The sequence below is a fragment of the Silvanigrella paludirubra genome, assembly GCF_009208775.1.
Classification (GTDB): domain Bacteria; phylum Bdellovibrionota_B; class Oligoflexia; order Silvanigrellales; family Silvanigrellaceae; genus Silvanigrella; species Silvanigrella paludirubra.
Genome location: NZ_WFLM01000003.1, coordinates 337933 through 363646, shown reverse-complemented (window position 1 = coordinate 363646; position 25714 = coordinate 337933). Strand labels below are relative to the sequence as shown.

Below are 25714 nucleotides of genomic sequence, written 5' to 3'. Positions count from 1 at the left end.
ACCAACCTTTTTCATATTACATTAATGCTATTGCTCAAGAACAATTTCTAAGGAACACATAAAAACATTTTCAAAAGCTTTTTTTTCAATAGCCGCTTCATACATTTCCAGTTCAATATCGTGAGTTGCTCTTAAATGAACTGCTAAACTCATTTTGGAAGATGAATTTTCTTTCACGATTATCTCTTGTATTTTACCTTGACGACCTCTATCTAGCGAAACTGCAAGTCGTAAAATTGCCGCGCAAATATTTACTGCCTTCTGAATTTCTTTATCAAAATCGCAATAAACTTCATCATTATCTCTTGGCATACGCTTACGGTGATAACGCACGATAGTAGCAATAATTTGCATTTCACGCGTTGTAAAGCCTGGTAGAGAAGCATTTCGAATAAAATAAAAGGTATGCTTATGATGCCCTGTATGCCCTATAAATAACCCACATTCATGTAAATATGCGGCAGAACGCAAGAACTCACGCCATGCACTTGGCAAAGAATGTTTAAAAGTTAATTGATCAAAGAGACTTACAGCAAAAGAAGTAATATGGAAGGCATGAGCCTCATCAACATGAAATTTTTGACCAAAAGATCTTACAGAACGCCATCTAACATCACTCGTATCACCTTGAAGCCAAACACCATCTCTCAGCATGGTATCAAATAAAATACCTTCTCTTAGCGCTGTTAAAGAAATAGTCCATTCTCTTATCCCAAGTATTTTTGTAATTGAACTTAGTACAAATAGCCCTGCAACAATGATATCGGCTCTTTTTGAATCAAGACCAGGTAATTGCTTACGTTCTTTAAGGGAACGCGCTCTTAATAACGCTTCTTTTGCAGTCCATATTTCTTTTGCCGTTAATGTTGAACCATGCATAGTTTGTAAAGGAGGCGTGTTTGTTAATCCAAGAACTAATGATTTTATGGATTTAATTGTTCCAGATGAGCCCACGGCACAGTCAAATCCAATTCTCTCAACCTCAGATAAAACGGGCTCAAGCCTTGTATTAATATAAAGTTCCAAAGCCCTTAAATGATCATCACCTAAAGGGTCCGTATGAATAAATCCTTGAGTTAAACGGACACATCCTAGTTTTAACGAGGTTGCAAAACGTTCTTCTCCCCACTGACCCACGACAATTTCTGTTGAACCACCACCAATATCAACAATTAGAGTCGATTTTCCTTGAATGGGAAGCCCTTGTTGAACTCCTAAGTAAACAAGCCTAGCCTCTTCATGACCAGAGATAATTTCAATATCTATTCCTGTTTTTTTATAAAGTTTTGCAACAAAATCAGTACCATTTTTAGCTTCTCTTAGAGCACTCGTTCCAACTGCTCTAATTTGAGCTCTTAATCCATCAGCAATTTCTTTCATTTTTTTTAAGACTACAATTGATTTATTCAGAGCTTCATTTGTTAAATTGCCATTTTCGTCTATTGAAGCCGCTAATCTTACTTGATCTTTTTCAGAGGCAATGATTGTAAATGAGTTGGTAGACTCCATATCAACAACTAACATATGGACACTATTAGACCCAACATCAATGGCAGCTATTCTTTTTTTTTCAAATATTTTTTTATTAGGCAAATTTAACATTATTTTTTCTTCTTTTTCTTGAGGCTTTTAGGTTGTATTTCTTCAACAACCAAAGAAGGAATAAATCTTTCAGGAATACGATCAAATTCCTTTTTATCAAATAATGGTTTTATTGCCTGATCATAGGCAATTGACTTTATACCATAACGACGAGCATATTCAATGAATTTATCCTGACAACGTAACATTTTTTCGCCTGAAGCAGGTTGATTTCTAACATATGAGCCATCACTCTGCATTTCATGACTTTTACAATTATCTATTAAAAAATTATTTAAAATTGCTGTTAACTTAGACTTTAAATCGGAACTTTCAATAGGCCAAACCACTTCAATTCGTCTATCCATATTTCGTTCCATTAAGTCAGCACTACCACAATAAATAATGGGATCTCCACAGTTTTTAAACCAATAAATACGAGAGTGTTCTAAATATCTATCAATAACACTTACAACACGAATATTCTCTGAAACACCTGGAATATCGGGTCTTAAAATACACACACCTCTTACTATTAAATCAATTTTCACTCCTTTTTGACTTGCCCTATATAAAGCTTGACAAATTTTTACATCAACAAGTGAATTCATTTTTAATATAATATGTGCTTGGTTATCATGAGTATTTTTTCTTTTTTCGTTTTCTATCATTTGAATAATTTGTTCACGAAGACGAAAAGGTGCTACTTTAATTTTTTCAAAATGAGGTATTCTCATTTGAGTTAAATCTTGATCTCTCAAAATATTAAAGCCTGTTATAAAATTAAATACGTTCGCAATATCATCACATAATGCAGGGTCTGTTGTTAAATGGCCAATATCTGTATAAAGTTTTGCAGTTGAACTATTATAATTTCCTGTAGATAAATGTACATATTTTTGGAGATAGTTATTTTTTTCTTTTCTTACAACAAGCGTACATTTAGCATGAGTTTTTAAATCAATAAATCCAAAAACAACATGCGCTCCTGCTCTTTCTAATCGTTTTGCCCATTCAATATTATTGGCTTCATCAAATCTAGCTTTCAATTCGACAACAACAGTAACTTGTTTTCCTCGTTCGGCTGCATTCACAAGAGCTTCAATAATAGGTGAGTCACCACCAGAACGATATAATGTTTGTTTAATTGCAAGAACTTTATCATCTTTAGCGGCACTTCTTAAAAAATCGAGAACACTTGCAAAAGAGTCATAGGGATGATGCAATAAAATATCTCGTTCACGAATAACATCAAAAATATCTCTATTTGCATCAACTAAATTAATATTTAATCTTGGATTAAATGCGGCATCTTTTAAACTAGGATCTAAACGTTCTATTTTTAATAAGGGAGCTAAATCTCTCATATTAATCATGCCATCAATTTCATATAAATCAGAAGAATCTAAATCAAGGACTGTTGCTAGTTTGTTACGTAACCAATCGGGCATATTTTTTTCATATTCTAATCGGACTACTGTTTTTTGCTCTCTATCTTTTAATTCATATTCAATGGATTTCATTAAATCTTTAACTTCATTATCTAATAATTGATAATCAAGATTTCTTGTTACTCTAAAACCATAAGCTCCTGTAACTTGTGTCCAAGGAAATAACGAAGGCATATAATTTTTAATAAGTTCATCTAATAAAAAAAAGCGATGCTTATTTGCTTTTTGAGAAATAGGAATAAGTCTTAATATTTTTTGCGGTATTTCAACTAATGCTAATAAAGGCTCTCCATTTTCGGAGATTCCTTCAAAAGTAACAGCTAAATACAAAGATAAATTTGAAAGATAAGGAAAAGGATGCGCTGGATCAACAGCAAGAGGTGTTAAAACAGGAAAAACTTGACTTTCAAAATGTGAGTCTAATTTTTCTTCTTCTGATCGAGTTAACTCGGAAAATTTGGGAATAGAAATATGATTTAACTCTAATTCAGGTAAAATTTGTGAATGTAAACATTTTGAAATGCGTTTTAATAGTTCTCTTACTTTTATTGCAACTTCATCGAGGGTTTCCTCTGACTCTTCTTCATCATAAATTGTTGTATGATGTTGAGCTACAAGTCTTAATAAACCAGATAAACGCACCATAAAAAATTCATCTAAATTAGAAGCAAATATAATACAAAATTTTACGCGCTCTAATAAAGGAACATTTTTATTTTCTGCTTCTGTTAAAACTCTTTCATTAAATGATAACCATGAAATTTCACGATTCATATAAAGATCAGGGTCATCTAAATGAATATGTTTATGTTGTGTTTGAATTTCTTTATTAAAATGATTTGTGATCGTAGGGGGTAAAGATTTTTGAATATTTCTTTCAGAGTTTATTAACTTGCTCATTTAGGTTATCCATTAAAAAAGATCTTGCTTGCTGAACGTCCTTGGTTATTTGTTCCTTTAATTGATCTATTCCTGTAAATTTCATTTCACCACGTATAAATTTTTTCAAATGAAATTTTACTTTTCTTGAATAAATATCATCTGAAAAGTCTAGAATATGAGCTTCAATTTGCAATTTTAATCCACTCGCAATTGTTGGGCGTACTCCACAATTCATAACTGCAGGCAATAAAATTCCGTTAGAATCAATTTCAACATAACAAGCATAAACACCATATTTTGGAACAACAAGAATGTCATCTAGCTCGATATTTGCTGTTGGAAATCCCATTAATCGTCCACGTTGGTCGCCTTTAACTACCACTCCGGGAAGAAAATAGGGACGACTCAGTAATTTTTCTGCATCTTCTGCATTTCCATCAGATAAAACTTGTCTTACAAAAGAAGAGGAAACTACTTTATCATCATATAACTTAAATGGCTGTGTTTGCCTAATTTCCCAATGCTCTTTTTCTGCAAACAATTTCATATGATCAAAATTACCCTTCCTTTGCTTGCCATAACAAAAATCATGTCCAAGCATGACTGCCTGAATATTAAAATTATCTTTTAACCAAAGACAAAATTCATCTGCAGTAAGCATAGCAAAATCATTGGTAAACTCTTGAATAATTACCGTATTTACTCCAGATTTTAATAAAAGCGATACTTTATCAGAAAGTGTATTTAATAATGGTTTTGCAACTCCACCAGAAAAAAAAGTCGCAGGATGTGGATCAAAAGTAACAACAACAATGGGAATATTTTTAGACATTTTTTTTAACTCTTGAATTAAATAAAAATGTCCTTCATGAACTCCATCAAAATTTCCAAAAGTAATTGCAATTGGTTTTTTATTTTCAATTGCATCTTTATCACCAAAAACCTGATAACTATTTTTCAAAGTCATATTACTGTACCTGAATTAAAGAAAAGTCGGCTACGTCTTCGTAAAGGGAACATATCTTCTTTAAAAGAGACAGTCGATTTCTTTTTAAATTTTCATCAGGATCATTAACCATTACAGCATCAAAAAAGGACGCCATTGGTTGTGCTAATGTTGCCAACGCGATTAGCAATTCATTATATTCTGCATTTTCTATATTTCTTTTAATTCGGATTTCTAGACTATTTAATTTTTCAAATAAGGAAATTTCTTCCGCTGTTTTAAACAAAGAAGAATTTACTTCAGTTGATGTCCATTCCTGTGTTAAATTTTTTGCTCTTTTATATGGAATTAAGGCCTCTAATAACGATCCTTTTCCAGATTGTGTTAATGCAATAGCAATTTTTTCGGCAAAATTACGAACTTTATGAAGTGGCTCTTCTTTTAGTTGTCTTATGAGAGCCTCTACAGAACGAGGATCATATTCTCCCTCTAATGCTGCTTTCATACGATCTAAAATAAAGGAATATATTTTTTCTTTGTGTTCATTTGTTACTTTAGATTTTTCTTGAATAACAGTTAAACAAATTTCTACTACTGTTTTTAAAGAAACAGAGATACTATTTTTTTCATCTTTTATACCTAATAAACGAGCAACTCCCAAAGCAAGTCTTCTCATACCAAAAGGATCTTTATTGCCTTTTACTTCCGCACCATGGCAAATCATCATGCAAAGAGAATCGAGTTTATCTGTTAAGGAAAGAATGACGCCCTCATACGTAGAAGGCAATGGAGAATTCGCACCTGCAGGCATATAGTGCTCTTCAATTGCTTTTGCAGCTATTAAAGAACAATTTGTGTCATTAAAAATATTTTGTTCCCTTACAAGAACCCCTCCCATAAAACCTTGCATTTCATCTGGAAATTCTTGAACACAGCCTGTTTTTAAATCGGCCTTACAAAGCTCTGCTGCTTTTTCAATAATATTTAAATCTGTTTTTTGCGATAATTGATTTGCAATTAATGCAGCTATTTTTTTAAGACGTTCTGTTTTTTCAAATAAAGTACCCATTCCTGCTTGGAATAATTGATCCTTTAATCGATCACGAAACTCAGAAATAGGAGTACTTAAGTCGGTGTCATAATAAAAAGCGCCATCTTCAAGTCTACCAATAACAACAGTTTTTGTTCCTTCGATCATTTCTTCAATATTATTGCATTTATAATTTGCTGAACCTATATAATATGGCAATAAATTATTTCCATCTAGAGTTTCAACAGAAAAATAATTCATATGCTCACGCAATACACTTGAAATAAGAGGCTTTGGTAAACGCAAATATTTTTTATCAAATTCAGCTATAAATAAAGTCGGGTTTTCAAATAAACCGACACATTTATTTAATAAGGAATCATCATTTTGAAGTTTCCCATTTTTGCTTTGAGCAAGTTTGTTTGCTTCAAACGAAAAAATAGCTCTACGATTTTCAAGCGAAGGCTCTACAAATATTTTCTCTAATGTTTTTTCATATTCATTTGCATGATTTAAAGTAACTTCTTCAGGATGCAAAATTCGTTGTCCACAAGTTTTACGACCCGAATTTAAGCCAAACATTTCTAATGAAATAACTTTGTCCTCAACCAACGAAACAATCCAACGAACAGGGCGAATAAACTGTGGACTTATTTCTGCAGGTAACCATTTCATTTTAAGTGGTGCGGAAAGACTATAACACCATTCTTTAAATTTTTCTGCCAAAAGAGTAGGGAAGTCACGTCCTACTACATGTTTTTCGGCATAAATAAATGTTCCATCCGATTTTGTTTTAAAACTAATATTTGAAGGATCTAAATTATTTTTTTTGCAGAACCCAAGACCAGCTGGAGATAAAGAACCATCAGCAGATTTAGCAATACGCTCAACAGGTCCCCAAATTTCAACTGTTTTTGAGTTTTCCGATTTTGGAATATTTTTAAATTGTATGCTTAAACGACGTGAAGAAATATCTACTTTATATCCACCATTGTTTAAATTTTCTTTTGTTTCATTTTTAAATGAAACCCAATTTAAATTTTCTATATTCACAAAAGAATGAATTTTTTCTTCTAACTCTGCTTTTGCACTTAATTGAAAATTTGGTGGCATTTCTTCAACACCAAGTTCAAATAAAACATTTAATTTTTCTTTATTTGAAAAATCGGAAATATTTTTATAGACATTTGTTTCTTTATTTTCTGTTACGTTATGAATAATGCCTTTTGGATAAATAGGTTTCCGCGCATCGGTATCGAGACGATTTAACATAGGATAACCAAGTTTTTCACGTGCGGAACGATATTGAACTGCGCATTTTTTTGCACAATCACGAACACGCCCAATATAGCGCTGTCTTTCACTTACAGAAATAGCACCACGAGCATCTAATAAATTAAATGAGTGAGAAGCCTGTAAAACATAATCATAGGCTGGTAAAACTAAACCTTTTTCGCAAAGTTGAGAAACTTTTTCTTCGCATTTTTCAAAATGTCTAAAGAGCTCATTTGTATCTGCTTCTTTAAAATTAAAATGAGAAAATTCAAATTCATTTTGATAAAAAATATCGCCATAAGTAAAATGATCATTAAATGGCATATCTAAAGCATTTTTGTATCCTTTAGAATACATAAATAAACGCTCTAAACCATATGTAATTTCACCACAAACGACATCAATATCTAAACCGCCGAGTTGTTGAAAATAAGTAAATTGTGTCACTTCTTGTCCATTGGCGCGGACTTCCCAACCTAATCCCCAAGCACCAAGAGTGGGTCCTTTCCAATCATCTTCAAGAAGACCAATATCGTTGTCTTTTAAATTAACGCCAACATGTTCAAGGGATTTAAGAAAAATATCTACTATATTTGATGGCGATGGTTTTAAAAGCACTTGCAATTGATAATAATGTTGAAAACGATAAGGGCTTTTTCCATAACGCCCATCAACAGGTCTTCTACATGGTTGTACATAAACAGAACGCCATGGCTCAGGCCCAACTCCTTTTAAAAATGTATGCGGATGAAAGGTCCCAGCTCCCATATTTGCATCATAAGGTTGGCTCCAAATACAGCCATGATCCACCCAATAATTGCAAAGAGCGATAATAAATTCTTGAAAATTCTTAATTTCCACTGGGTTCACCTTTCACACGAAAAATATCTAAAACGAGCCTCGCAAAGATTGTTTACACTAAGAAAAAGATTAAGAAAAGAAAGTTAAGCAATCTGTTAGTATACTTCTTTGAAAAGCCGAATTTTAAAACTTTATTTAAAATAATTCAAAACTTCCTTGCTTTGAAAGAATTCAGATATTAATGGTGACAATTCGGGTAATTCAACTACAGCGCGTCCTACTTTTGTAGGAGTGAGGAAAGTCCGGACTTCATAGAGCAAGATGCTGGTTAACGGCCAGGCGGGGAAACTCGACGGAAAGTGCAACAGAGAATACACAGCCGAAGCCGCAAGGCTGGCAATGGTGAAAACGTGAGGTAAGAGCTCACGGACATGGCTGGTGACAGTCGGTTTGGCAAACCCCATCTGAAGCAAAGCCAAATAGGGGTGGAGAGTTGGCTCGGCTCACTGACACTCGGGTTGGCTGCAAAGAATGCTACGGTAACGTAACATCAAGAGAAATTGTAGTTTTAAACAGAATCCGGCTTATGGGTTACCCGAATTTTAATTTAATGTTACTTTTATTTAATCAATTAAAGTTAACCACTCTGCAGCGGTTGATATGAAAGGAAATAGAATATGTTTCAACGCTCGCTCACATTAAATTCTTCTTCTCCAGAAATTACTTACTTCACATCCGAAAGCGTTAGTGAAGGACATCCTGATAAAGTAGCAGACCAAATTTCTGACGGAATTCTTGATGAACTTTTATCATTTGATCCTAAAGCAAGAGTAGCATGCGAAGCTCTTTGCAAAACTGGATTAGTAGTTATTGCTGGTGAAATTACTTTAAATCCAGAAACTGTTCACGCAAATGAACAAAAACAAAAACGCAAAATGAAAAGTTATTCTGAAATAGCTCGTAACGTTATTAAAGAAATTGGATACGATGATCCTAACAACGGCTTTGAATATAGAAGCTGCGGTGTTATTGTTGCCGTTGATCAACAATCTCCAGATATCGCTCAAGGTGTAAATGAAGGCGAAGGTTTACACAAAGAACAAGGTGCTGGTGACCAAGGCATGATGTTCGGTTATGCTACTAACGAAACACCTGAGTTTATGCCTGCCACAGTTCAATATGCTCACTCTATCTTACGTAATCTTTCAAAAGCACGTAAAGAAGGTAGTGCAAATTGGTTACGTCCAGACGCAAAATCTCAAGTTACAGTTGAATATCATAATGGAAAAATGAAAAGAGTGGATACAGTTGTTGTTAGTACAATGCATACTGATGACGTAACACAAGACACCATTCGTAATTTTGTAATTGAAAATGTAATTAAAAATACAATTCCTTCAAATTTACTTGATTCCAATACAAAATATCACATTAATCCAACCGGTAAATTTGTTATTGGTGGACCTCAAGGTGACTGTGGATTAACAGGACGTAAAATTATTGTTGATACATACGGTGGACATGGAGCACATGGCGGCGGCGCTTTCTCTGGAAAAGATCCTTCAAAAGTAGACCGTTCTGCTGCTTATATGGGAAGATATATTGCTAAAAATATTGTAGCTGCAGGTCTTGCTGACAAAGCTCTAGTTCAAATTGCATATGCAATTGGAGTTGCTCAACCCGTTAGTATTAATGTGAATACATATGGAACTGAAAAAGTAAATCGCGTTAAAATTGAAGAAGCTGTTCAAAAAGTATTTAACATGACACCATCTGGAATTGTTAAAACATTTGATCTATTAAATCCTCAGAAAAATGGATTTACTTATCATGAAACTGCTTCCTATGGACATTTTGGACGTAATCATTTTCCATGGGAAAAATTAGATAAAGTTGAAGATCTTAAAAAGCTTGTTTAATTTATCAATTCATAAATAAATCAATTCCTTCCTTTATTTACAGTGCTCAAAAAAAAATATAATCTGCCAGTTCTGAGTCTTTTCATTCTGGCAGGAGCATTTATGATTATCACAAAAAATTTGAAATTATTATTTGGTATTTTTATTTCATTTAATTTATTTAGCAATATATCTTACGCACAAAACGACTCTGCTATTAAAGATAAAGAAACAGTCTCTGAAAGCACTAAAGAAACAAACACAATCGCTAAAGAAACCTCTGAAGACCAAATAAATATTAAAATTTTAGATAAACTATGGGATAATCGTGAAACAAATGAAGGCGAGCAAGAAATTATAAATTTCTTTAAAAAAGAAGTTAAAGTACCTAACGATTTCAATATATCTTGGAGAACTTCTCGCCTTGTTTATTATTATGGTAACTTTATGCAAGTAGAAACTCTTACTAAAAGTGAAAAAACAAAAATATTTAAATATGGTTATGAGGCCGGAGAAATTGCAAAAAAATTAGAACCCAAACGTGTTGAAGGATTTTATTGGTATGCAATTAATTTAGGATCGTATGGACTTTCTAAAGGAATATTTTCAGCATTAAATAATGCAAAACCTGGAAGAGATGCCTTAATAGAAGCATCAAAAATTGACCCAAAGTACCAATGGTGTGGCCCATTAAGAATCCTCGGAAGATATTATCAAGAAGTACCTGGTGGTCTGATATCATTTGGTGACAAAAAAATAGCGGAAGAATATTATAATAAGGCTATTCAAAGTTGTCCTGAATACCGTTTAAATACAATGTATTTGGGAATTCTTAAGAAAAAAGCGGGGGACAAAAACGTTGCTCTCGAATTGTTTAAAAAAGCCCAAACTTTACCTGATGTTGATGGCAAAATTGAAGAAAAGCGCTATGCTAAAGAACTTGCTGAAAATATTAAAAGTGTGCAGAATATGTAAGCTGTACTTGATTCGCCCTTCTTAAGTGCATAAGAAGGATTGGGTATAATTTTTTATGCGTTTAAAGGAGTTTTTATGTCTTCTGGAAAATTTATTATTGGCGGAATTTTTATAGCTGCTGCCGTTGTTGGCTCAATACCACTATTTTTTCATGATTATAAAAAAATTGCAAATAACTTAACTGGACAAACATCGTCAACAGTCTCAAGCAGTTCAAAAACCGCAGCGGGAACAGAAGTCATTGGAAAATATAATAATGTTACCTTAAAACGCTCTGATCTTACGACTCAAGAGTTACAAACACTTTTTGATGCTGAAAGTCAATCTTATAAAGCCATAGAAAATATTTTAGCTAAAAGATATTTTGATAATCTTATAAAAGAATATATGAAAAGCAAAAATATTTCTAATACAAATACAGCTGAACAAATGTTTATTCAAGAAAAATCTACTGTAACAAATGAACAAATAAAACAATTTATAAAAGAAAATGCTGAAAATCCTCAATTAAAAGGGAAAACAACAGAGCAACAAGAAGCTCTTGTTAAACCTTACTTACAAAATCAAGCAGCAGGTTCTTATTTTAGAGCACTTGTAGCACAAGCGCTTTCAAAAGGTGAAATAGAAGTATTAGGTGCATCAAAACCAGTTTCTCCTAAAATAAATGTAGAAATTGGAAATTCTCCTTCAAAAGGTCCCGCAGACGCTCCTGTTACGATAGTAGAATTTGCTGATTTTCAATGCCCATTCTGCGCTACAGCACAACCAATTGTTGAAGAAGTATTAAAACAATACAAAGGAAAAGTTCGTTACGTATTTAAAAACTATCCATTAGTACAAATACACCCAGAAGCTATTCCTGCAGCTATTGCTGCTGAGTGCGCAAATAAACAAGATAAATATTGGCAAATGCATGATGCTTTATTTGAAAATCATAAAAAATTGGGTGATGAAACATATACTATGATTGCTCAAAAAATTGGATTAAAAATGGATGAATTTAATTCATGCAGAAAAGATCAAGCAATACATGATAAAATCAATGCAGAAATGGAATATGGTCAAAGCTTAGGAATTAATGCAACACCAGCATTTTATATTAATGGAGTTCAATTAATGGGAGCCTTACCAAAATCAGAATTTGAAAAGGTAATTAATAATGAACTTTCAATAAAGAACTAATAACAAAATTTGATAGATTATTTCAAATAGAGTAAAAAAGCCGTAGGTTGAAACCTATGGCTTTTTATTTTTGGAGAAATTTTATGACAGAATCTTTAACACACTTAGAAATAAATGGAAAAAAAGCAACTCTTCAAATCAACAGACCAAATCAATTGAATGCACTAAATAAACAAGTTCTTGAAGAAATCCATAATCATTGTCACTTTCTAAATGAAAATAAACAAATTAAAGTATTAATTATTTGTGGCTCAGGGGACAAAGCATTTGTTGCTGGCGCAGATATAAAAGAAATGCAAGACTTTAATTCCCCAGAACGAGCCACTCAATTTTCAATTTTTGGCGCTAAAACATTTAGCATGCTTGAAAATTTACCTCAAATCACAATTGCACGTGTTCAAGGGTTTGCACTAGGAGGCGGTCTTGAGCTTGCCCTCGCTTGTGATTTCATAATAGCTTCTGAGAAAGCAAGATTTGGACTTCCTGAAGTGACGTTAGGGCTTATTCCAGGTTTTTCTGGTACGCAACGCTTGACAAGACGCATAGGAGCGTCAAAAGCTATAGAATGGATATCTACAGCTGATAAATATTCCGCTGCAGAAGCCCATTTGCATGGTTTGGTAAATCATGTGACAAAACATGATGAGCTTGAATCTTTTACAGATCAAATATCTGATAAAATAATAAAAAATGCTCCTCATGCAATTCAAGTTGCAAAAAAAGTGATTAAGCAAGGCATTGAATTGCGTTTTGAAGAAGGGTGTTCATTGGAATCATCCGAGTTTGGACTATTATTTGTAGGCTCAGAAGCTAAAGAAGGCATGAAGGCATTTATTGAAAAAAGACCCGCAAATTTTTGAACGCTTGAAAGTGAAATAAATGGACCAACAAACTCCTCCTCTTCAAAAAGATTTGTCAAAATCTGTAAAAATAATTTTGCTTAATAAATCTGGACACAAAATTGATGAATTTTTCATGAGAGCAGGAGCTAATTTATGGGTCTTTATTAGAAAAAGAGGGTTGCCAATTGGGGCAGCCTGTTCGGGAGTAGGTGTTTGTGGTGCTTGTAATATTAAAGTAATAACTAATAATCCCAATGCTATTTCTGAACAAAATGATTTTGAAAAAAATACGTTATTGAAAAATAATAAATTAACTGAAAACCGTCTTGCTTGTTTATGCCGTGTTTTTTCAGACTTAACCATACAAGCTGATTACTGGTAAAATTACGATTAAATAAACATATTAGGAAAATCGAAAAACATGTTTAAAAAAACTTTATTTATATTAAGTTTATTTTTATTTTCTTCTTGTAGCGAAAATCCAAAAGAAAAGGAAAAAGAACTTTCGTGCTCCGAATTATTAGATCAATTTCATAACAATAAAAATTCAACTCAATACATTGTAAATTCATGCGCTGGTTATGATAAGGAAAAAAATATACCGGGATACGAATCTACTGTTTATATTGCTGGAAATTTTGGTATATGCACAGGAGTAGCAATTGCAGATAAAACAATTTTAACAGCTGCTCACTGCTTTTATAAAAAAGATGATAAAGGTGTTTATAGTAAAGCTACTAGAAGTGATGTTTTTGTTTTTAATGAAAAACCCTTAAGTTATAAAACAGATAAAAAAATTACAGTTAGACATATAATTTATAATAATATTTATAATCCTAGCAATAAAGATAATATTCCTTTTGCAGATATTGCTATTTTGAAAACTACAGAATCCATAAGTAAACTAAATATAAAACAAGCTCGAATTGCAAAAGAATATTTTGATGGAGAAAAAACTCTTTTTGTTGGATTTGGACAAACAGGAGAATTTGAAGATAATTCAAAAGGCATTATAAGATGGGCTGTTGCCACATTAAGAAAGCCAAATCATAATATTTCGTATAATAGCGATGAACTTTTATCATTTCAAAATGCAATTAATAAGGGAGTGATTGATATATCTAAAGCACCATCTATGAAAGATACTTTTATTATAATGAAAAAAGAACATATGTCTTATGGTCAAACTTGTCAGGGAGATTCAGGTGGTCCTCAGTTTGTAAAACGTGGAAATTTTCATTCCTTAATTTCAATTACACAAGGAACACATCATAGATTAGTTGGCCCACAAAAAGTAACTAATAATGATAAATGCACTGCAGAAGATTCAAATAATACTTATATATATCCTTATCTTTCATGGATTGTGGATAAATTAGATGCTGGTGAAAAATTGTTATATTAGATTTCTCTAAATAAAATTCTTTTAAAAATCAATTATATTTTTTTTATAATTGATTTTTTTTATTATTATCTATACTTTATTTTTATAAATATAAGGAGAGATGATCATGGAAAAAGCATTTTCTCAGACTAGTGAAAAAATTTCAAATTATGCAATAGATACTTTCAAACCAGAAGACTCTATTTTAAAAGAAGTCAAAGATCGTTCCGCTAAATTAAATATTCCACTCATTCAAGTAAACAATATGGATGGCCTACATTTAGAATTATTAATACGTATCTCTAAAGCTAAAAAAATTGTGGAAGTTGGTACTTTAGCTGGGTATTCAGGAATATGCATTGCTAGAGGAATTCAAAATGATGGTATTTTGCATACCATTGAATTAGAGCAAAAACATGCCGATGCCGCAAAAGAATCTTTTCAAAAGGCGGGTGTTTCTCATTTAATAAAACAACACGTTGGTCCTGGGATCGAAATGTTAAAATCAATTGAAAAAGAAGGCCCATTTGACGCCATTTTTATTGATGCAGATAAGGTATCTTACCCTAAATATTTAACCTGGGCTGAAGACAATTTAAAAGTGGGTGGATTAATTATTGGTGACAATACTTTTGCTTGGGGAAATATTTATAAAGAAAATATAGAAGACCCAGAATTAAATACAAAAGTAATTGCATTAAGAGAATTTAATTCACGACTCGCAAATAGCTCTAAGTTTAGAAGTACTATTTTACCCACAGGAGAAGGACTCACTGTAGCCATTAAGGTTTCTTAGTTTCTTAGTTTCTTAGTTTATTTCTTTATCATTTTTTTTCTTTAGAATTAAAAAGTAAAAAGTAAAAACAAGAAGAATACTCGAGGCCAACATCACACTTGCCATAGGCAATTGTGATTGTGATTTAAATGCCCCAGATAGATAGCCTGCAAATACCCCAGTCATAATTTCTATAAAGAAAAATAAGCCTGTAGCTACTCCAACCATTTTTGGAAATATATCAATTACACCTACTTGAGTTAAAGGAAAAATAATACCAATTCCTATCATAATTACAATTAAAGGAATTAATATAACAGCAACTGAAGTATAATTTAATATTGCAAAAATAAATAATATACTTGAACCTATTAAACACAAAAAAGTAGCAATTGAAATTAAATTATTTAATGGAATTTTATTGGACATTTTTCTTGCTAAAACAGTACCCGATATATACCCAAATGAAACAAAGCCAAAAATAATTCCATAAACAACTGGAGAAACTCCTATAATATCTTGAAAAATAAAAGAGGATGAAGAGATAAAAGAGAAGAAAACACACCAAGCAAAAGCAATAGTTAAAGTATATCCCATATACATTTTATTAGTTAACATAATTTTGTAATTTTTAAATAAATTTAAAATATTTGTAGCTTTTGGATTTAAATCTTTATTTGTTTCTTCTAATTTATAATATGCTAAAATTAATACCAAAGTAGAAACTATAAATAAAAATACAAAAGACGAACGCCAACCCCAATAACTTTGTAATGTCCCACCTATAATAGGAGCAATGGCAGGTGAAATTGCCATACCAGTAGAAATATAAGTAAACACTTTAATTTGATCTTTTTTCTCGAAGGAATCACGAACTATCGTCCGCCCAATAACAATTCCACAACATCCGCCTAATGCTTGGAAAAACCTAGCTATAATTAAAATCCAAACATTAGAAGCAAAAATACAAATAAAAGTTGAAATAATATATAATGAAATACCACCTAATAATATGGGACGTCTACCAAAACGATCTGATAAACAACCACAAGTTAACATAGATATGGCAAAACCAATCATATAAAAGCTTAAAGTTAATTGAATTAATGCTTGTGTCGTATTTAAGTCATTGACCATATGGGGCAGGGAAGGAACATATGTATCAGTTGAAAACGTAGACAATGAAACAATTAAAATAAGAATAAAAATCTTAAGCGTGCTGGATCGATTTTTCAACTGATATCTCCTCGGAAAGCGCTTGACTACAAAATAACACGCAAAAAATCCATGCAATATCTGCAATAAGTAAATGAATTATTTGCATCCAAACAGGCGCAAGAAGCGCAATATTAATGAACCCAATAAAAATTTGAAGAATAAAAATTCCTGTAATACTAAAAGTTAATTTTTTTTGTATTGATGATGAATTTTTATTTGTTAAACTCCAAGCTGTAAAAACAGTATATATAGCAACAATAACAGCAAAAATAGGATGATATATTCTTAAAGACATTAAAAAATGGGAAGGATTTATTATTTCATTAATAACACCTTCGCCAACAGAATTAGGCCTAAATAAAGTATCGCCTAATGCTGTAATAGCACCAGACATACCCACAACAAACATTCCAACTATAATTAAAGAAACAGGTAAAAACTTTTTAGTTTGCATATTAAATTTATTAAATTTAAATCCAGAAGACCATGCTGCAGTCAAGGAAATAGATGCTATTAATATAAATGTGGCAACTAAATGTAATGACATGACGATTGCTCTAAAGTATGAAGAATTATTAGCTACTAGTCCAAATATAACTAAACCAGCTCCTAATAACGCTTCAAATACCACAAAACAAAATGCAATAATAGCAGAAATTCGTATAGGATCCTTTTTTTTCGTTACTTTAAAAGCCCAGACTAATAAAATAATAGAGCCAATTCCAACGATTCCGCTTGAAACTCTGTGAGTATATTCAATTATTGTATGAAAAGTGGAAAAATTAGGGACAACTACACCATTACATAAAGGCCAATGTTCTCCACAACCTGCACCAGAGCCTGTCGCTCTAACATAAGCTCCACCTAAAATTACGTAAAAATTATAAGCAAGAAACGCCCAAGCAAATCGAGAATAGTTTTTCATTTTTATCATAATTTAGTTCCGATGTGTGATTAGGAAGAATATAATAAATAAACATCGGCCAAATAGTAATTAAGAAAATTTTGAAAATCAACTTTTGGAATTATAAATTACTAATATAAAAAGCAGATCTTAACTAGTTTTTAAGAGGTCATCAATCATCCCATCAACATCATCTTGCGCTAGTTTTTTATTACGTGGATCAGGAAGAGAAGCAATTAAGGAAAGATAATTTCTATATATTTCATCTTCTTCTGAAGAAAATTGTTTTCTTCTTAAATCTCTATGAAGAAAAGAATGAAGAATTTCACCACCTTTACGAACCGCATAAAGAGGATTTGGATAAAGTGATTCATTTTTGGTTAAGTATTCTACGTTAAAAGCACAATTCATCCAGTTTGAAATATCCACAATTGCATTTCGATATTGATTTTCAGACTCAAATTGTGCTGCACTCATAATACTATTAATTAAATTTGAAATGGTAGCAAAAGATTTTTCATCAGGAAGCGGATTTACTTTTTCAGGCTCATAACGACCTAACATAGCAAGAATAAGCCTAATTCTATGCTTAGATTCGCTATATAGATCTTTTATGGAGTCTTTTGAAATCGGTTTATCCGCAGTCAAATTTATTCTCCTAAACAGAGAAAACAAAAGATTTAGATTAAAATCGTCTTTAAGTAACAACTGCAAGCGTAATATCATCTTTAACATGTCTAGGAGGATCAAGACATGATAATTTGCCTAATAATTTTGCCCCTTCTTCTACAACAAGCTTATAGGAGGCAATATCTCCTTGAACCCTAGCAGATGGAGTCAGCCTTAATAACTCAGCAGCATGCAATGTTCCTTCAAACACCCCACTAACCTCAATAACGACCCCTTGTATTTCACCTTTAATCAACGCAGATTCTTCAATAATAAGAACATCTTCTGATATAATTGTCCCTTCCACATGACCAGCTAATCGCGCTTCTCCTTTTAAAATCACTTTTCCTTGAAAAAAGGTTTGACTTCCAAGTAATGAAAAAGGCACGCCTTTATATTTTTTTGAGACATTTTCAATACTTTGAGTAGACGACATTACTTTAGCATCTTTCGCTTTTGAAAACACCACTAAGCTCCTAGAATAATAAAATGCGATTTTTTTGAAACTCAAGATAAATACTCGTAATATAAAGGTATAAAAGTGCAGTAAAAGTTGTGAGATACAAAATGTATTAGGACGGTTAAATGACTTACAAAGAATATATTGCCGCAATTAGAGTTTTTAATCATTTTCCTGATATGCAAAATATTCCCTATGAACGCTTATCCTCTTTATTTCGAGAAAATTTATTATTTTTAAGAAAAAAAGATTGTTATTGTGAGGATGATGCTGGAAATATCCCAAAAATTCCAACAATATACCCTATTTTTCCAACCACAGGAGAAGCTAGTAAAGGCTTTTATAATTCGCTACCTTTTGCCTATATTTCATGGTATATTCCATCGAATGCTTTGCCTATTATTGAAGTCATTGAGACCCCAATCCCCCATAATGAACTCATTTTCAATTCAATGGAAAAAGAAGAAATTGATAAGGCCTTAAGCCCAAAGGGAATAAGTATCATTGGAAGCTTTGAAAAAGTAACATATCCAATTTTAAACGCAGGTTTAACATCTATTAGAAAAAGAGCCTTAAGCAAAATTTTAGAAATTTCCAATAAAAATGCAGTTATTTACCTTTCAATTTTCCGAGATATGCCGAAAATACTTGTTGGAGATAGTTTTTCCAGTTATCAACAAGGTTTTGAGGTTTCTCAAAATTTGAATGGTTGGGCTTACCAATCAAAAAGAACCATGCCAATAATGTTTCAAAAGAAACTTTATGTTTATACCTTGGATTGCTGGGCACTTTCAAAAAAAGATTTGATTATTTAAAGGAACGAGATCCAAAATGAATTTTGTGTGTTACAATTTATTAAAAGTAACTTAAGGAAACTATAATGTATTTTTTATCAAGATTAATACCAATAAAAGCATTGAAAATGTTCCTTATCCCATTATTTGGTTGTGGATTTATTTTATCAAATTCTCAAATTGCACTAGCTCAAAGCGCCGGCAATAAAAACGTAACGATTTTATATTCACAACAAAATCAAAATAAAAATAAAAAAAATTCGAATAAAAAAGTCCGCAAAAGTAACAAAAATGTAAAAGCAAAAAAAACTTCTCGCTCAAAGACAAAGCATAGAAGACAAGTTGAAGAAAACTTTGCTAGAACTGACGCTAAAACGGTTTACGTTACAGCTCAACCCGTCCTATTTTCAGCGTATAACGGTTCATCCATTATAAATCCCACTCGATTTGCTCAAAATACTGTAAAAGTAAAAGCATTTACGGATCCAAGAGAGTCTTTAAATAATAATGGTGCGGCTTTTAATACTCCATTTGGTCAAATTGATTGGCCTGAAGTTGCATCTAAAATGTTTTTTAAAAATGGAAAAACCTATTCTTATTACAAAAATTTCAAACTAGAATTAACAATTGATCCACAGCTTCAAGATGCTTCCGAAAAATATTTAAGCCAAACTAGAATATTAAATGGATCTACAGCAATTATAGATCCTAAAACAGGAAAAATTCTTGCATTGTCTCAAAACGGAGGTAACAGAAATGCCGTCATTTCTGTAAGCTCAAGAGCCCCAGCAGCAAGTTTAATGAAAATTATTACAGCTTCAGCTGCTATTGAAAAACGCAATTTAAATCCTTATGATGAGATCGCTTTTAGAGGAGGATGTGGGTCACTCAGAAATGGAAATTGGCTTGCCGATCCTGCTCGAGATTCACAAAGATTAACATTTGCTAAAGCATTTGGTTCAAGTTGTAATACTGCATTTGCAAGAATTGCTTTGTATGATGTTGGACTCTCTTCCTTAAAGTTTTACGCTGAGAAGTTCATGTTTAATAAAGCAATCCCAAGCGATATTAAATTACAAACTAGCATGTTTTTATTACCCGATCCCGATACAGCTACTCCTCAGGAAGTCGCTGAAGCTGGCGCTGGATTTGGTGCTACTAGATTAAATCCTATTCATGCTGCATTATTATCTGCTGCTATAAATAATCGTGGGGTCATGATGGCACCATTTCTTGTAGAAGCCGCATTTAATTCGGATGGAAGAGAAGTTTATAGAGCAAAACCAATGCAAATAGGAAGAATAGTTTCTCCTCAGACGGCTTTAAAAGTTGAGACCCTTATGCTAGCTACTATTGCCACTGGAACAAGTAGACGCACTTTTCATAAAGCAGGCACACGAGCTGATGCAGATGAAATTGGTGGAAAAACAGGAACTCTACTAGACCCTGAAAATAGAGATGTTCTTTACACATGGTTTAGTGGTATTGCTCCATTAAATAGTCCTAACAGTATTGCTATCGGGACTGTTGTAGCCAGTCCACAAAACTGGGTTGTACGAGCTAGTTCTGTTGCGCAAACGACATTGGCTGATTACTTAAAGTTAGAAAAAAGTGATAGCAGAGTTGCAAGCAGAAGCAATTAACTTAAATCATTAATTTATTAATTATCACTTTAGAAACTTTGTAAATGTAGAGTTTATTTAGTTTTTAAAGTAACATTTAGACAGAATAAAAATGACATCAAATTCTTTTATTGATTTTGTATTCTCTCAATTCCAAGCTACTAATTGGCAAAATGGAATTTCTATTTATAGATCAGGTGGTATTCATAATTTCCAAGCATATGGAGAATTATTAAGCTGCCGCGTTAAAGCGGGAATCGGAGAAAATTACGAAGTCCGTATGAAAATCCATGCGCAAGGACGTTTTGTTCAATGGATGGAATGTACATGCCAAGCAAATAGAAGAAGAGCTGAAAAATGCCAGCACTTAGCCGCATTTTGTATTTATTTAGATCAAGAAAAAGCAACTTATCTTCAAAAATTAAATTTAGGCACAGGGGGTTCTGAACTCCATTTAAGTTCAGTACACACCAAACCTCAAACAGTTCCACTACAAGAAAATAAAAATGCTATTTTTAGTGCTGAAGAAAAATGGGAAATTATTAATGATGCAAAACAAGTATTAGAAAGTAGCAATTTAGAAAATATTTTCTCTTCTAATGTTGCAGAACTTGTTTCTATTGACATTGATAAAGAAGAACCTTGGCTAAACGCATTGGTTCAAATTGATAGTGCCCGAAAATTAAATTATCGTTTTGGTGTTGATGACACTTGTAAACTTTTATTTAATACAAAATATTCTGATAAAGCTTCCGCCCCAGTTCAAAAACTTATTAAACATGAAATTGTTGCAAAAAGATATTTTAATATAAAAAACAATGGGAAATCAGGTTTTTTAATTCAAAAAAATATTGCTCTCGTAAAAGATGGTAAAATAATAAAAAAACTTATTATTGCCGATTTAAACCAAACTCATATTGGTAAAATTGGTATATTTATTAAAAAAACGGGATATATTCCATTTGCAGACAAAATGAATAATACACAAATTTCAAGATGGCACGAATATCCTAAAACAGGCATTGTTGAAGGCGACACTGCCGCAAGCTTGATTGAAAGTGATTTTTCTCGACTTAAAGAAACAGCTGATATTGTTGTAAGCGATAATTTATCAAAAATTAAAGTTTACAAAAAAATATCTATCCCTGAATTTACCTTAAATAAATCATTAGATGGTTCAATACTAATTGATGCTAAATTTAATTCAAACTCAGATGAAAAAATAAGCACGGATACTTCTGGTACTTTATATCAAATTCTTAAAGCAAGAGCTGAAGGTAGACAGTATCTTGAAACAGATAAAGGTTTTATTAAAATCACACCAGAACTTGATTGGTTAAAAAACAAAGTTCAGGAAGATGGTCAATTAAAACTTTCTACTTTAGAATTTGTACGTTTTCATGAACAATTTGGGTCAGAAAGTAAAGTCAAAGGAAAAGCCGCTGTTATTGAAAAAATCCGATCAGGTTTAATTTCAAGAGACAAACTTCAATTACCTTCCTTAAAAGAAACAAATTTGGCTTTAAGACCCTATCAAGAAGACGGTTTAAAATGGTTATGGTGGTTATATAACAACCAACTCGGTGGACTTTTGGCCGATGAAATGGGTTTAGGAAAAACGCACCAAGCCATGGGACTCATTTCAAGCATTACAAAAAATGAGCAGAATTCCATTTCACTTGTTGTTTGTCCTACCAGTGTGATTGATCACTGGCTAGATAAAATGACGAAATACATCCCTAACGTAACAAGCATCTGTTTTCATGGACCATTCCGTAAAAACCATTTATCTAAAATAGATAAATCAAAAAATATTCATTATGCATTTGTTACAAGCTATGGGATTTTACTTCGTGATATACAATTAATTATGCAATTTAAATGGAATTTAGTTGTATTAGATGAAGCTCATTTAGTAAAAAATCAAAGCACACGCACTTATAAAGCTGCTTGTAAAATTAATAGCAACATGAGACTTTGTTTAACGGGTACACCTTTAGAAAATGATCTCATGGAATTAAAAAATCTTTTTGATTATATTGCTCCAAGTTACCTTGGTACAGACAATGAATTTAAAAAGAAATATATGCTCAACGATGAAAAAACAGATCCAATTGCAGATATTGAATTACACCGATTAATTCATCCATTTAAAATGCGCCGAAATAAATTAGATGTATTGACTGATTTACCAGAAAAAGTTGAAGATATTAGATATTGTCATTTAAATCCTTCACAAAAAAAATTATATAATGAAGCTTTAAATTTAAAAGGCAAAAAATTAATTGATGATCTTCAAAATGAAAAAAATCCAATTCCTTATATTCATATTTTTAGTCTGATTAGTTTATTGAAACAAATATGTAATGACCCTGCTATAATTGATCCACAATATGCAAATGTAGGTAGTGGAAAATTACAAGTTTTTGATGAATTACTTAGCGAGGCAATTGAAAGCAACCAAAAAGTTGTTATTTTTTCTCAATATGCAAAAATGGTTTCTAAATTATCTGAAAGATTAAATAATAAAGGCATAAAACACGTCACTTTAACAGGACAATCTATTAATCGAGGAAATATTGTTAAAGAATTTCAAGAAAATGATGATGTAAAAGTATTTATTGGTTCTTTATTAGCAGGAGGAACGGGTATTGATCTTACTTCTGCAAGCGTTGTCATTCATTTTGACAGATGGTGGAATGCGGCAAAAGAAAATCAAGCAACAGATCGTATTCACCGCATAGGCCAAATAAGAAATGTCCAAGTCTACAAATTAGTTACCAAAGGAACCCTTGAAGAACGTATAGATGAAATCATTAGCCGTAAAAAAATGATTTTTGAACGTTTTGTAGAACAAGATGAAGAAGTCTTTAAAAATCTTTCGAGAGATGACTTACTTCAGTTGCTAAAAGCGCCTGTAGATAATAGTGACCTTGGAATTCAAGAAGATGACAGTATAGAAGTATATAATATTTAAAATATTTATTTATTTTATTTTTATAAACTCCTTTAATTTATCAAAAATACTACTAATATAAATTTATTTAATATTAAAACTAAAAATAATGTCTAAAAAAACGACATTATTTTTCTTTATTTTAGATACCCAAAAAATTAAATATAAAAATAAAGGCTCATTGCTTCTTCTATTTTCTAAAGGAAATAAAGCATGATTTCATCTATTTTGAAAAGAATATTACACTATAAAAAACACGTCAGAAAAAAATTTAATTAGCTTCAATTAAATAACAAATACAAAAATAATAAAGGAAATTTTTTTATGAGAAATTCAAATATAGGCCTTATTGCGTTTTTTTTAGGAGCTATTGCAAGTTCTGAAGCATATGCCGAAAGTATTCCAGAAATAATTCCTCCATCATCAAAACAAAATCTTATAATAAATCCATCGGCAAAAACTGAAAATAAAACTTTTAACTATGTACAGTTTTTAAAAGACTATAATAGTAGAATAAAAGATAATAACCAAAAAGTAAATATTGATAATACAACTAAACAATTGGTTGAATTATCTCAAGACGATTATTTTAAAAACCAAGCCTCTCGTATTCAAGCTGAATTAAATATAGTCATAAGTAATGCTCAAAGAAATAATAATCAAATTGATAAAAATTCTTCCGACTATAACCAATTAAAAGTTGATTCCCTTGCCATGCAAAAATATATTAAAGAAAAATATCCTGATGCATATACTTCACTTGAAAAATTAAAAAATGATAAAGAATCTGTAAATTTATTACAAAGTATTCCAAGTATGAGCGTTCTATTAGACTCTTCCGTTTATGCCAATGCAGCCGTGAATACAAATGTATATGCAAACGCAGAAGCTGTTGCAAATGCCGTTGCCGCAACAAATGCTGTTGTTGCTACGAATGGATTTGTTGCAGCCGAAGTTTTCATAGTCATTGCTGTATTTGTAGTATAAGGAAATTTTAAAATGTTAGTTTTACCACATTCTCTTTCATTAATTACAACACACCATTGTACTGCAGCATGTGACCATTGCTGTTTCTCTTGCAGCCCTAAAATTACAACAAGAATTCCAAAAGAAAAAATAACTTCTCTAATTGAGGAAGCACAAAAAATTCCAACGATGAAATTAATCTGTTTTACAGGTGGAGAATGTTTTACTTTAGGAAATGAATTGGATGAACATATTTCTCATGCAACCCGCTTAGGATTTGTAACAAGATGTATCACAAACGGATATTGGGCATTTTCTTTAGAACATGCGAGAAGAAGAATAAAAAAGGCTAGAGAAAGTGGTTTAAAAGAAATTAATTTTAGTACGGGCACATTTCATCAAAAACATGTTCCGATTGAACGGATTCTTAATGGAACTCTTGCTGCTGCTGAAGCTGGAATTTTCGTTGTAATTAATATGGAAATATGTGACCAGAGTGATGAGTATATTAATGATATTATTTTAAAAAATGAAAAATTAATTGAACTTCATAATTCTAAAAAAATTATAATACAAAGGACTGTATGGATTGAAGCAGATGGAAATACTTCTTTAAGCCATCCCGAAAACCGCTCCCGTTTTAACCCTAAAAATAAAAGCTCATGCAGAACAGTGCTCAATGTTCTTTCTGTTACTCCAACTCAAGATCTTATTGCTTGCTGCGGACTTCATTTAGAAAAAATTGACGAATTGCATTTAGGAAGTTTAAAAAATAACTCTATTATGGATGTTTTAAAAAATACCAAAGATGATTTACTTAAAATTTGGATTCATTTAGATGGCGTGGAAGAAGTTTATTTACAAGCCCAAAAAGAAGACCCTTCCATTTCATTACCATATTCTTCAACTCATCCTTGTGAAACATGTTTGAGTTTGTATAAAAATAAAGAAGCTTTTCATGCTATTCAAAAAGTTGTTAAAAAACACGAAAAAGAAATTATGGAAAGATACATGAATAAAATGACATTACAGATTTTTGATCGAAATGTAGTTAACTAAATTGTAAGTATAATAATTTTTTGATATTTTAGCCCCTTAGTTCA

The 25714-nt window shown here is 31.8% G+C and carries 20 protein-coding genes and 1 other RNA gene; 13 read left to right on the top strand and 8 right to left on the bottom strand.

Going from position 1 to position 25714, the window contains the following annotated elements:
- Window positions 1–27: 27 nt before the first annotated feature.
- From GCL60_RS09180 to glyS, 4 genes are read right to left on the bottom strand one after another with little or no spacing between them, the layout of a single operon-like run.
- On the bottom strand, window positions 28–1602 hold the full coding sequence (locus GCL60_RS09180) for a Ppx/GppA phosphatase family protein (RefSeq protein ID WP_153420358.1): 1575 nt from the start codon (window positions 1600–1602) through the stop codon (window positions 28–30).
- Window positions 1602–3932, bottom strand: coding sequence for a polyphosphate kinase 1 (gene ppk1, locus GCL60_RS09175; RefSeq protein ID WP_153420357.1), 2331 nt, complete (start codon window positions 3930–3932; stop codon window positions 1602–1604). The genes GCL60_RS09180 and ppk1 overlap by 1 nt, the downstream gene beginning before the upstream one ends.
- A complete protein-coding gene (locus GCL60_RS09170) occupies window positions 3910–4881 on the bottom strand; it encodes a bifunctional riboflavin kinase/FAD synthetase (protein WP_153420356.1) in 972 nt (323 codons plus the stop codon). Before GCL60_RS09170 ends, ppk1 begins: the two co-directional genes overlap by 23 nt.
- 1 nt (window position 4882) lies before the next feature.
- Window positions 4883–8026 (bottom strand): glycine--tRNA ligase subunit beta, encoded by a 3144-nt coding sequence (gene glyS, locus GCL60_RS09165; protein ID WP_161998151.1) that lies wholly within the window; start codon window positions 8024–8026, stop codon window positions 4883–4885.
- Between the two features lie 192 nt (window positions 8027–8218).
- Here glyS and rnpB point away from each other — a divergent pair.
- The 8 genes from rnpB to GCL60_RS09125 all read left to right on the top strand — a co-directional run bounded on the left by rnpB (window position 8219) and on the right by GCL60_RS09125 (window position 15043).
- Window positions 8219–8569: RNase P RNA component class A (gene rnpB / locus GCL60_RS09160), an RNA gene on the top strand.
- Window positions 8570–8643: 74 nt separating this feature from the next.
- Window positions 8644–9885: a methionine adenosyltransferase gene (gene metK / locus GCL60_RS09155; protein WP_153420354.1), complete on the top strand. Its 1242-nt coding sequence runs from the start codon at window positions 8644–8646 to the stop codon at window positions 9883–9885.
- A 102-nt stretch (window positions 9886–9987) separates the two neighbouring features.
- Window positions 9988–10839 (top strand): tetratricopeptide repeat protein, encoded by an 852-nt coding sequence (locus tag GCL60_RS09150; protein WP_153420353.1) that lies wholly within the window; start codon window positions 9988–9990, stop codon window positions 10837–10839.
- A 75-nt stretch (window positions 10840–10914) separates the two neighbouring features.
- The gene (locus tag GCL60_RS09145; RefSeq protein ID WP_153420352.1) at window positions 10915–12021 is read left to right on the top strand and encodes a DsbA family protein; all 1107 of its coding nucleotides are present in this window, start codon (window positions 10915–10917) and stop codon (window positions 12019–12021) included.
- Window positions 12022–12104: 83 nt separating this feature from the next.
- Complete coding sequence (locus GCL60_RS09140; protein WP_153420351.1) at window positions 12105–12881, top strand: enoyl-CoA hydratase/isomerase family protein; 777 nt, start codon at window positions 12105–12107, stop codon at window positions 12879–12881.
- Between the two features lie 19 nt (window positions 12882–12900).
- Window positions 12901–13245, top strand: a complete 345-nt coding sequence (locus GCL60_RS09135) for a 2Fe-2S iron-sulfur cluster-binding protein (protein WP_153420350.1) — start codon at window positions 12901–12903, stop codon at window positions 13243–13245.
- A 39-nt stretch (window positions 13246–13284) separates the two neighbouring features.
- The gene (locus GCL60_RS09130) at window positions 13285–14268 is read left to right on the top strand and encodes a trypsin-like serine protease (RefSeq protein ID WP_153420349.1); all 984 of its coding nucleotides are present in this window, start codon (window positions 13285–13287) and stop codon (window positions 14266–14268) included.
- Between the two features lie 106 nt (window positions 14269–14374).
- Window positions 14375–15043, top strand: coding sequence for an O-methyltransferase (locus tag GCL60_RS09125; protein ID WP_161998150.1), 669 nt, complete (start codon window positions 14375–14377; stop codon window positions 15041–15043).
- Window positions 15044–15055: 12 nt separating this feature from the next.
- Here GCL60_RS09125 and GCL60_RS09120 read toward each other — a convergent pair whose 3' ends face one another.
- The 4 genes from GCL60_RS09120 to GCL60_RS09105 form a co-directional block, all read right to left on the bottom strand.
- The gene (locus GCL60_RS09120; protein WP_161998149.1) at window positions 15056–16258 is read right to left on the bottom strand and encodes a multidrug effflux MFS transporter; all 1203 of its coding nucleotides are present in this window, start codon (window positions 16256–16258) and stop codon (window positions 15056–15058) included.
- Window positions 16233–17174 carry a COX15/CtaA family protein gene (locus GCL60_RS09115; RefSeq protein ID WP_153420346.1) on the bottom strand — a complete coding sequence of 314 codons (942 nt, stop codon included), beginning with the start codon at window positions 17172–17174 and terminating at the stop codon, window positions 16233–16235. The genes GCL60_RS09120 and GCL60_RS09115 overlap by 26 nt, the downstream gene beginning before the upstream one ends.
- Window positions 17175–17294: 120 nt before the next feature.
- Complete coding sequence (locus GCL60_RS09110) at window positions 17295–17792, bottom strand: hypothetical protein (protein ID WP_153420345.1); 498 nt, start codon at window positions 17790–17792, stop codon at window positions 17295–17297.
- Between the two features lie 49 nt (window positions 17793–17841).
- On the bottom strand, window positions 17842–18279 hold the full coding sequence (locus GCL60_RS09105; protein ID WP_153420344.1) for a bactofilin family protein: 438 nt from the start codon (window positions 18277–18279) through the stop codon (window positions 17842–17844).
- A 119-nt stretch (window positions 18280–18398) separates the two neighbouring features.
- Between GCL60_RS09105 and GCL60_RS09100 the strand changes: the two genes are divergently transcribed.
- The 5 genes from GCL60_RS09100 to GCL60_RS09080 all read left to right on the top strand — a co-directional run bounded on the left by GCL60_RS09100 (window position 18399) and on the right by GCL60_RS09080 (window position 25670).
- Window positions 18399–19088 (top strand): hypothetical protein, encoded by a 690-nt coding sequence (locus GCL60_RS09100; RefSeq protein ID WP_153420343.1) that lies wholly within the window; start codon window positions 18399–18401, stop codon window positions 19086–19088.
- A gap of 65 nt (window positions 19089–19153) precedes the next feature.
- Window positions 19154–20710, top strand: a complete 1557-nt coding sequence (locus GCL60_RS09095; RefSeq protein WP_153420342.1) for a penicillin-binding transpeptidase domain-containing protein — start codon at window positions 19154–19156, stop codon at window positions 20708–20710.
- Window positions 20711–20801: 91 nt separating this feature from the next.
- On the top strand, window positions 20802–23666 hold the full coding sequence (locus tag GCL60_RS09090) for a DEAD/DEAH box helicase (RefSeq protein ID WP_153420341.1): 2865 nt from the start codon (window positions 20802–20804) through the stop codon (window positions 23664–23666).
- A 303-nt stretch (window positions 23667–23969) separates the two neighbouring features.
- Entirely contained in the window at window positions 23970–24632 is a 663-nt protein-coding gene (locus GCL60_RS09085; RefSeq protein WP_153420340.1) for a hypothetical protein, read from the top strand.
- Between the two features lie 12 nt (window positions 24633–24644).
- Window positions 24645–25670, top strand: a complete 1026-nt coding sequence (locus GCL60_RS09080; protein ID WP_153420339.1) for a radical SAM protein — start codon at window positions 24645–24647, stop codon at window positions 25668–25670.
- Window positions 25671–25714: the final 44 nt, after the last annotated feature.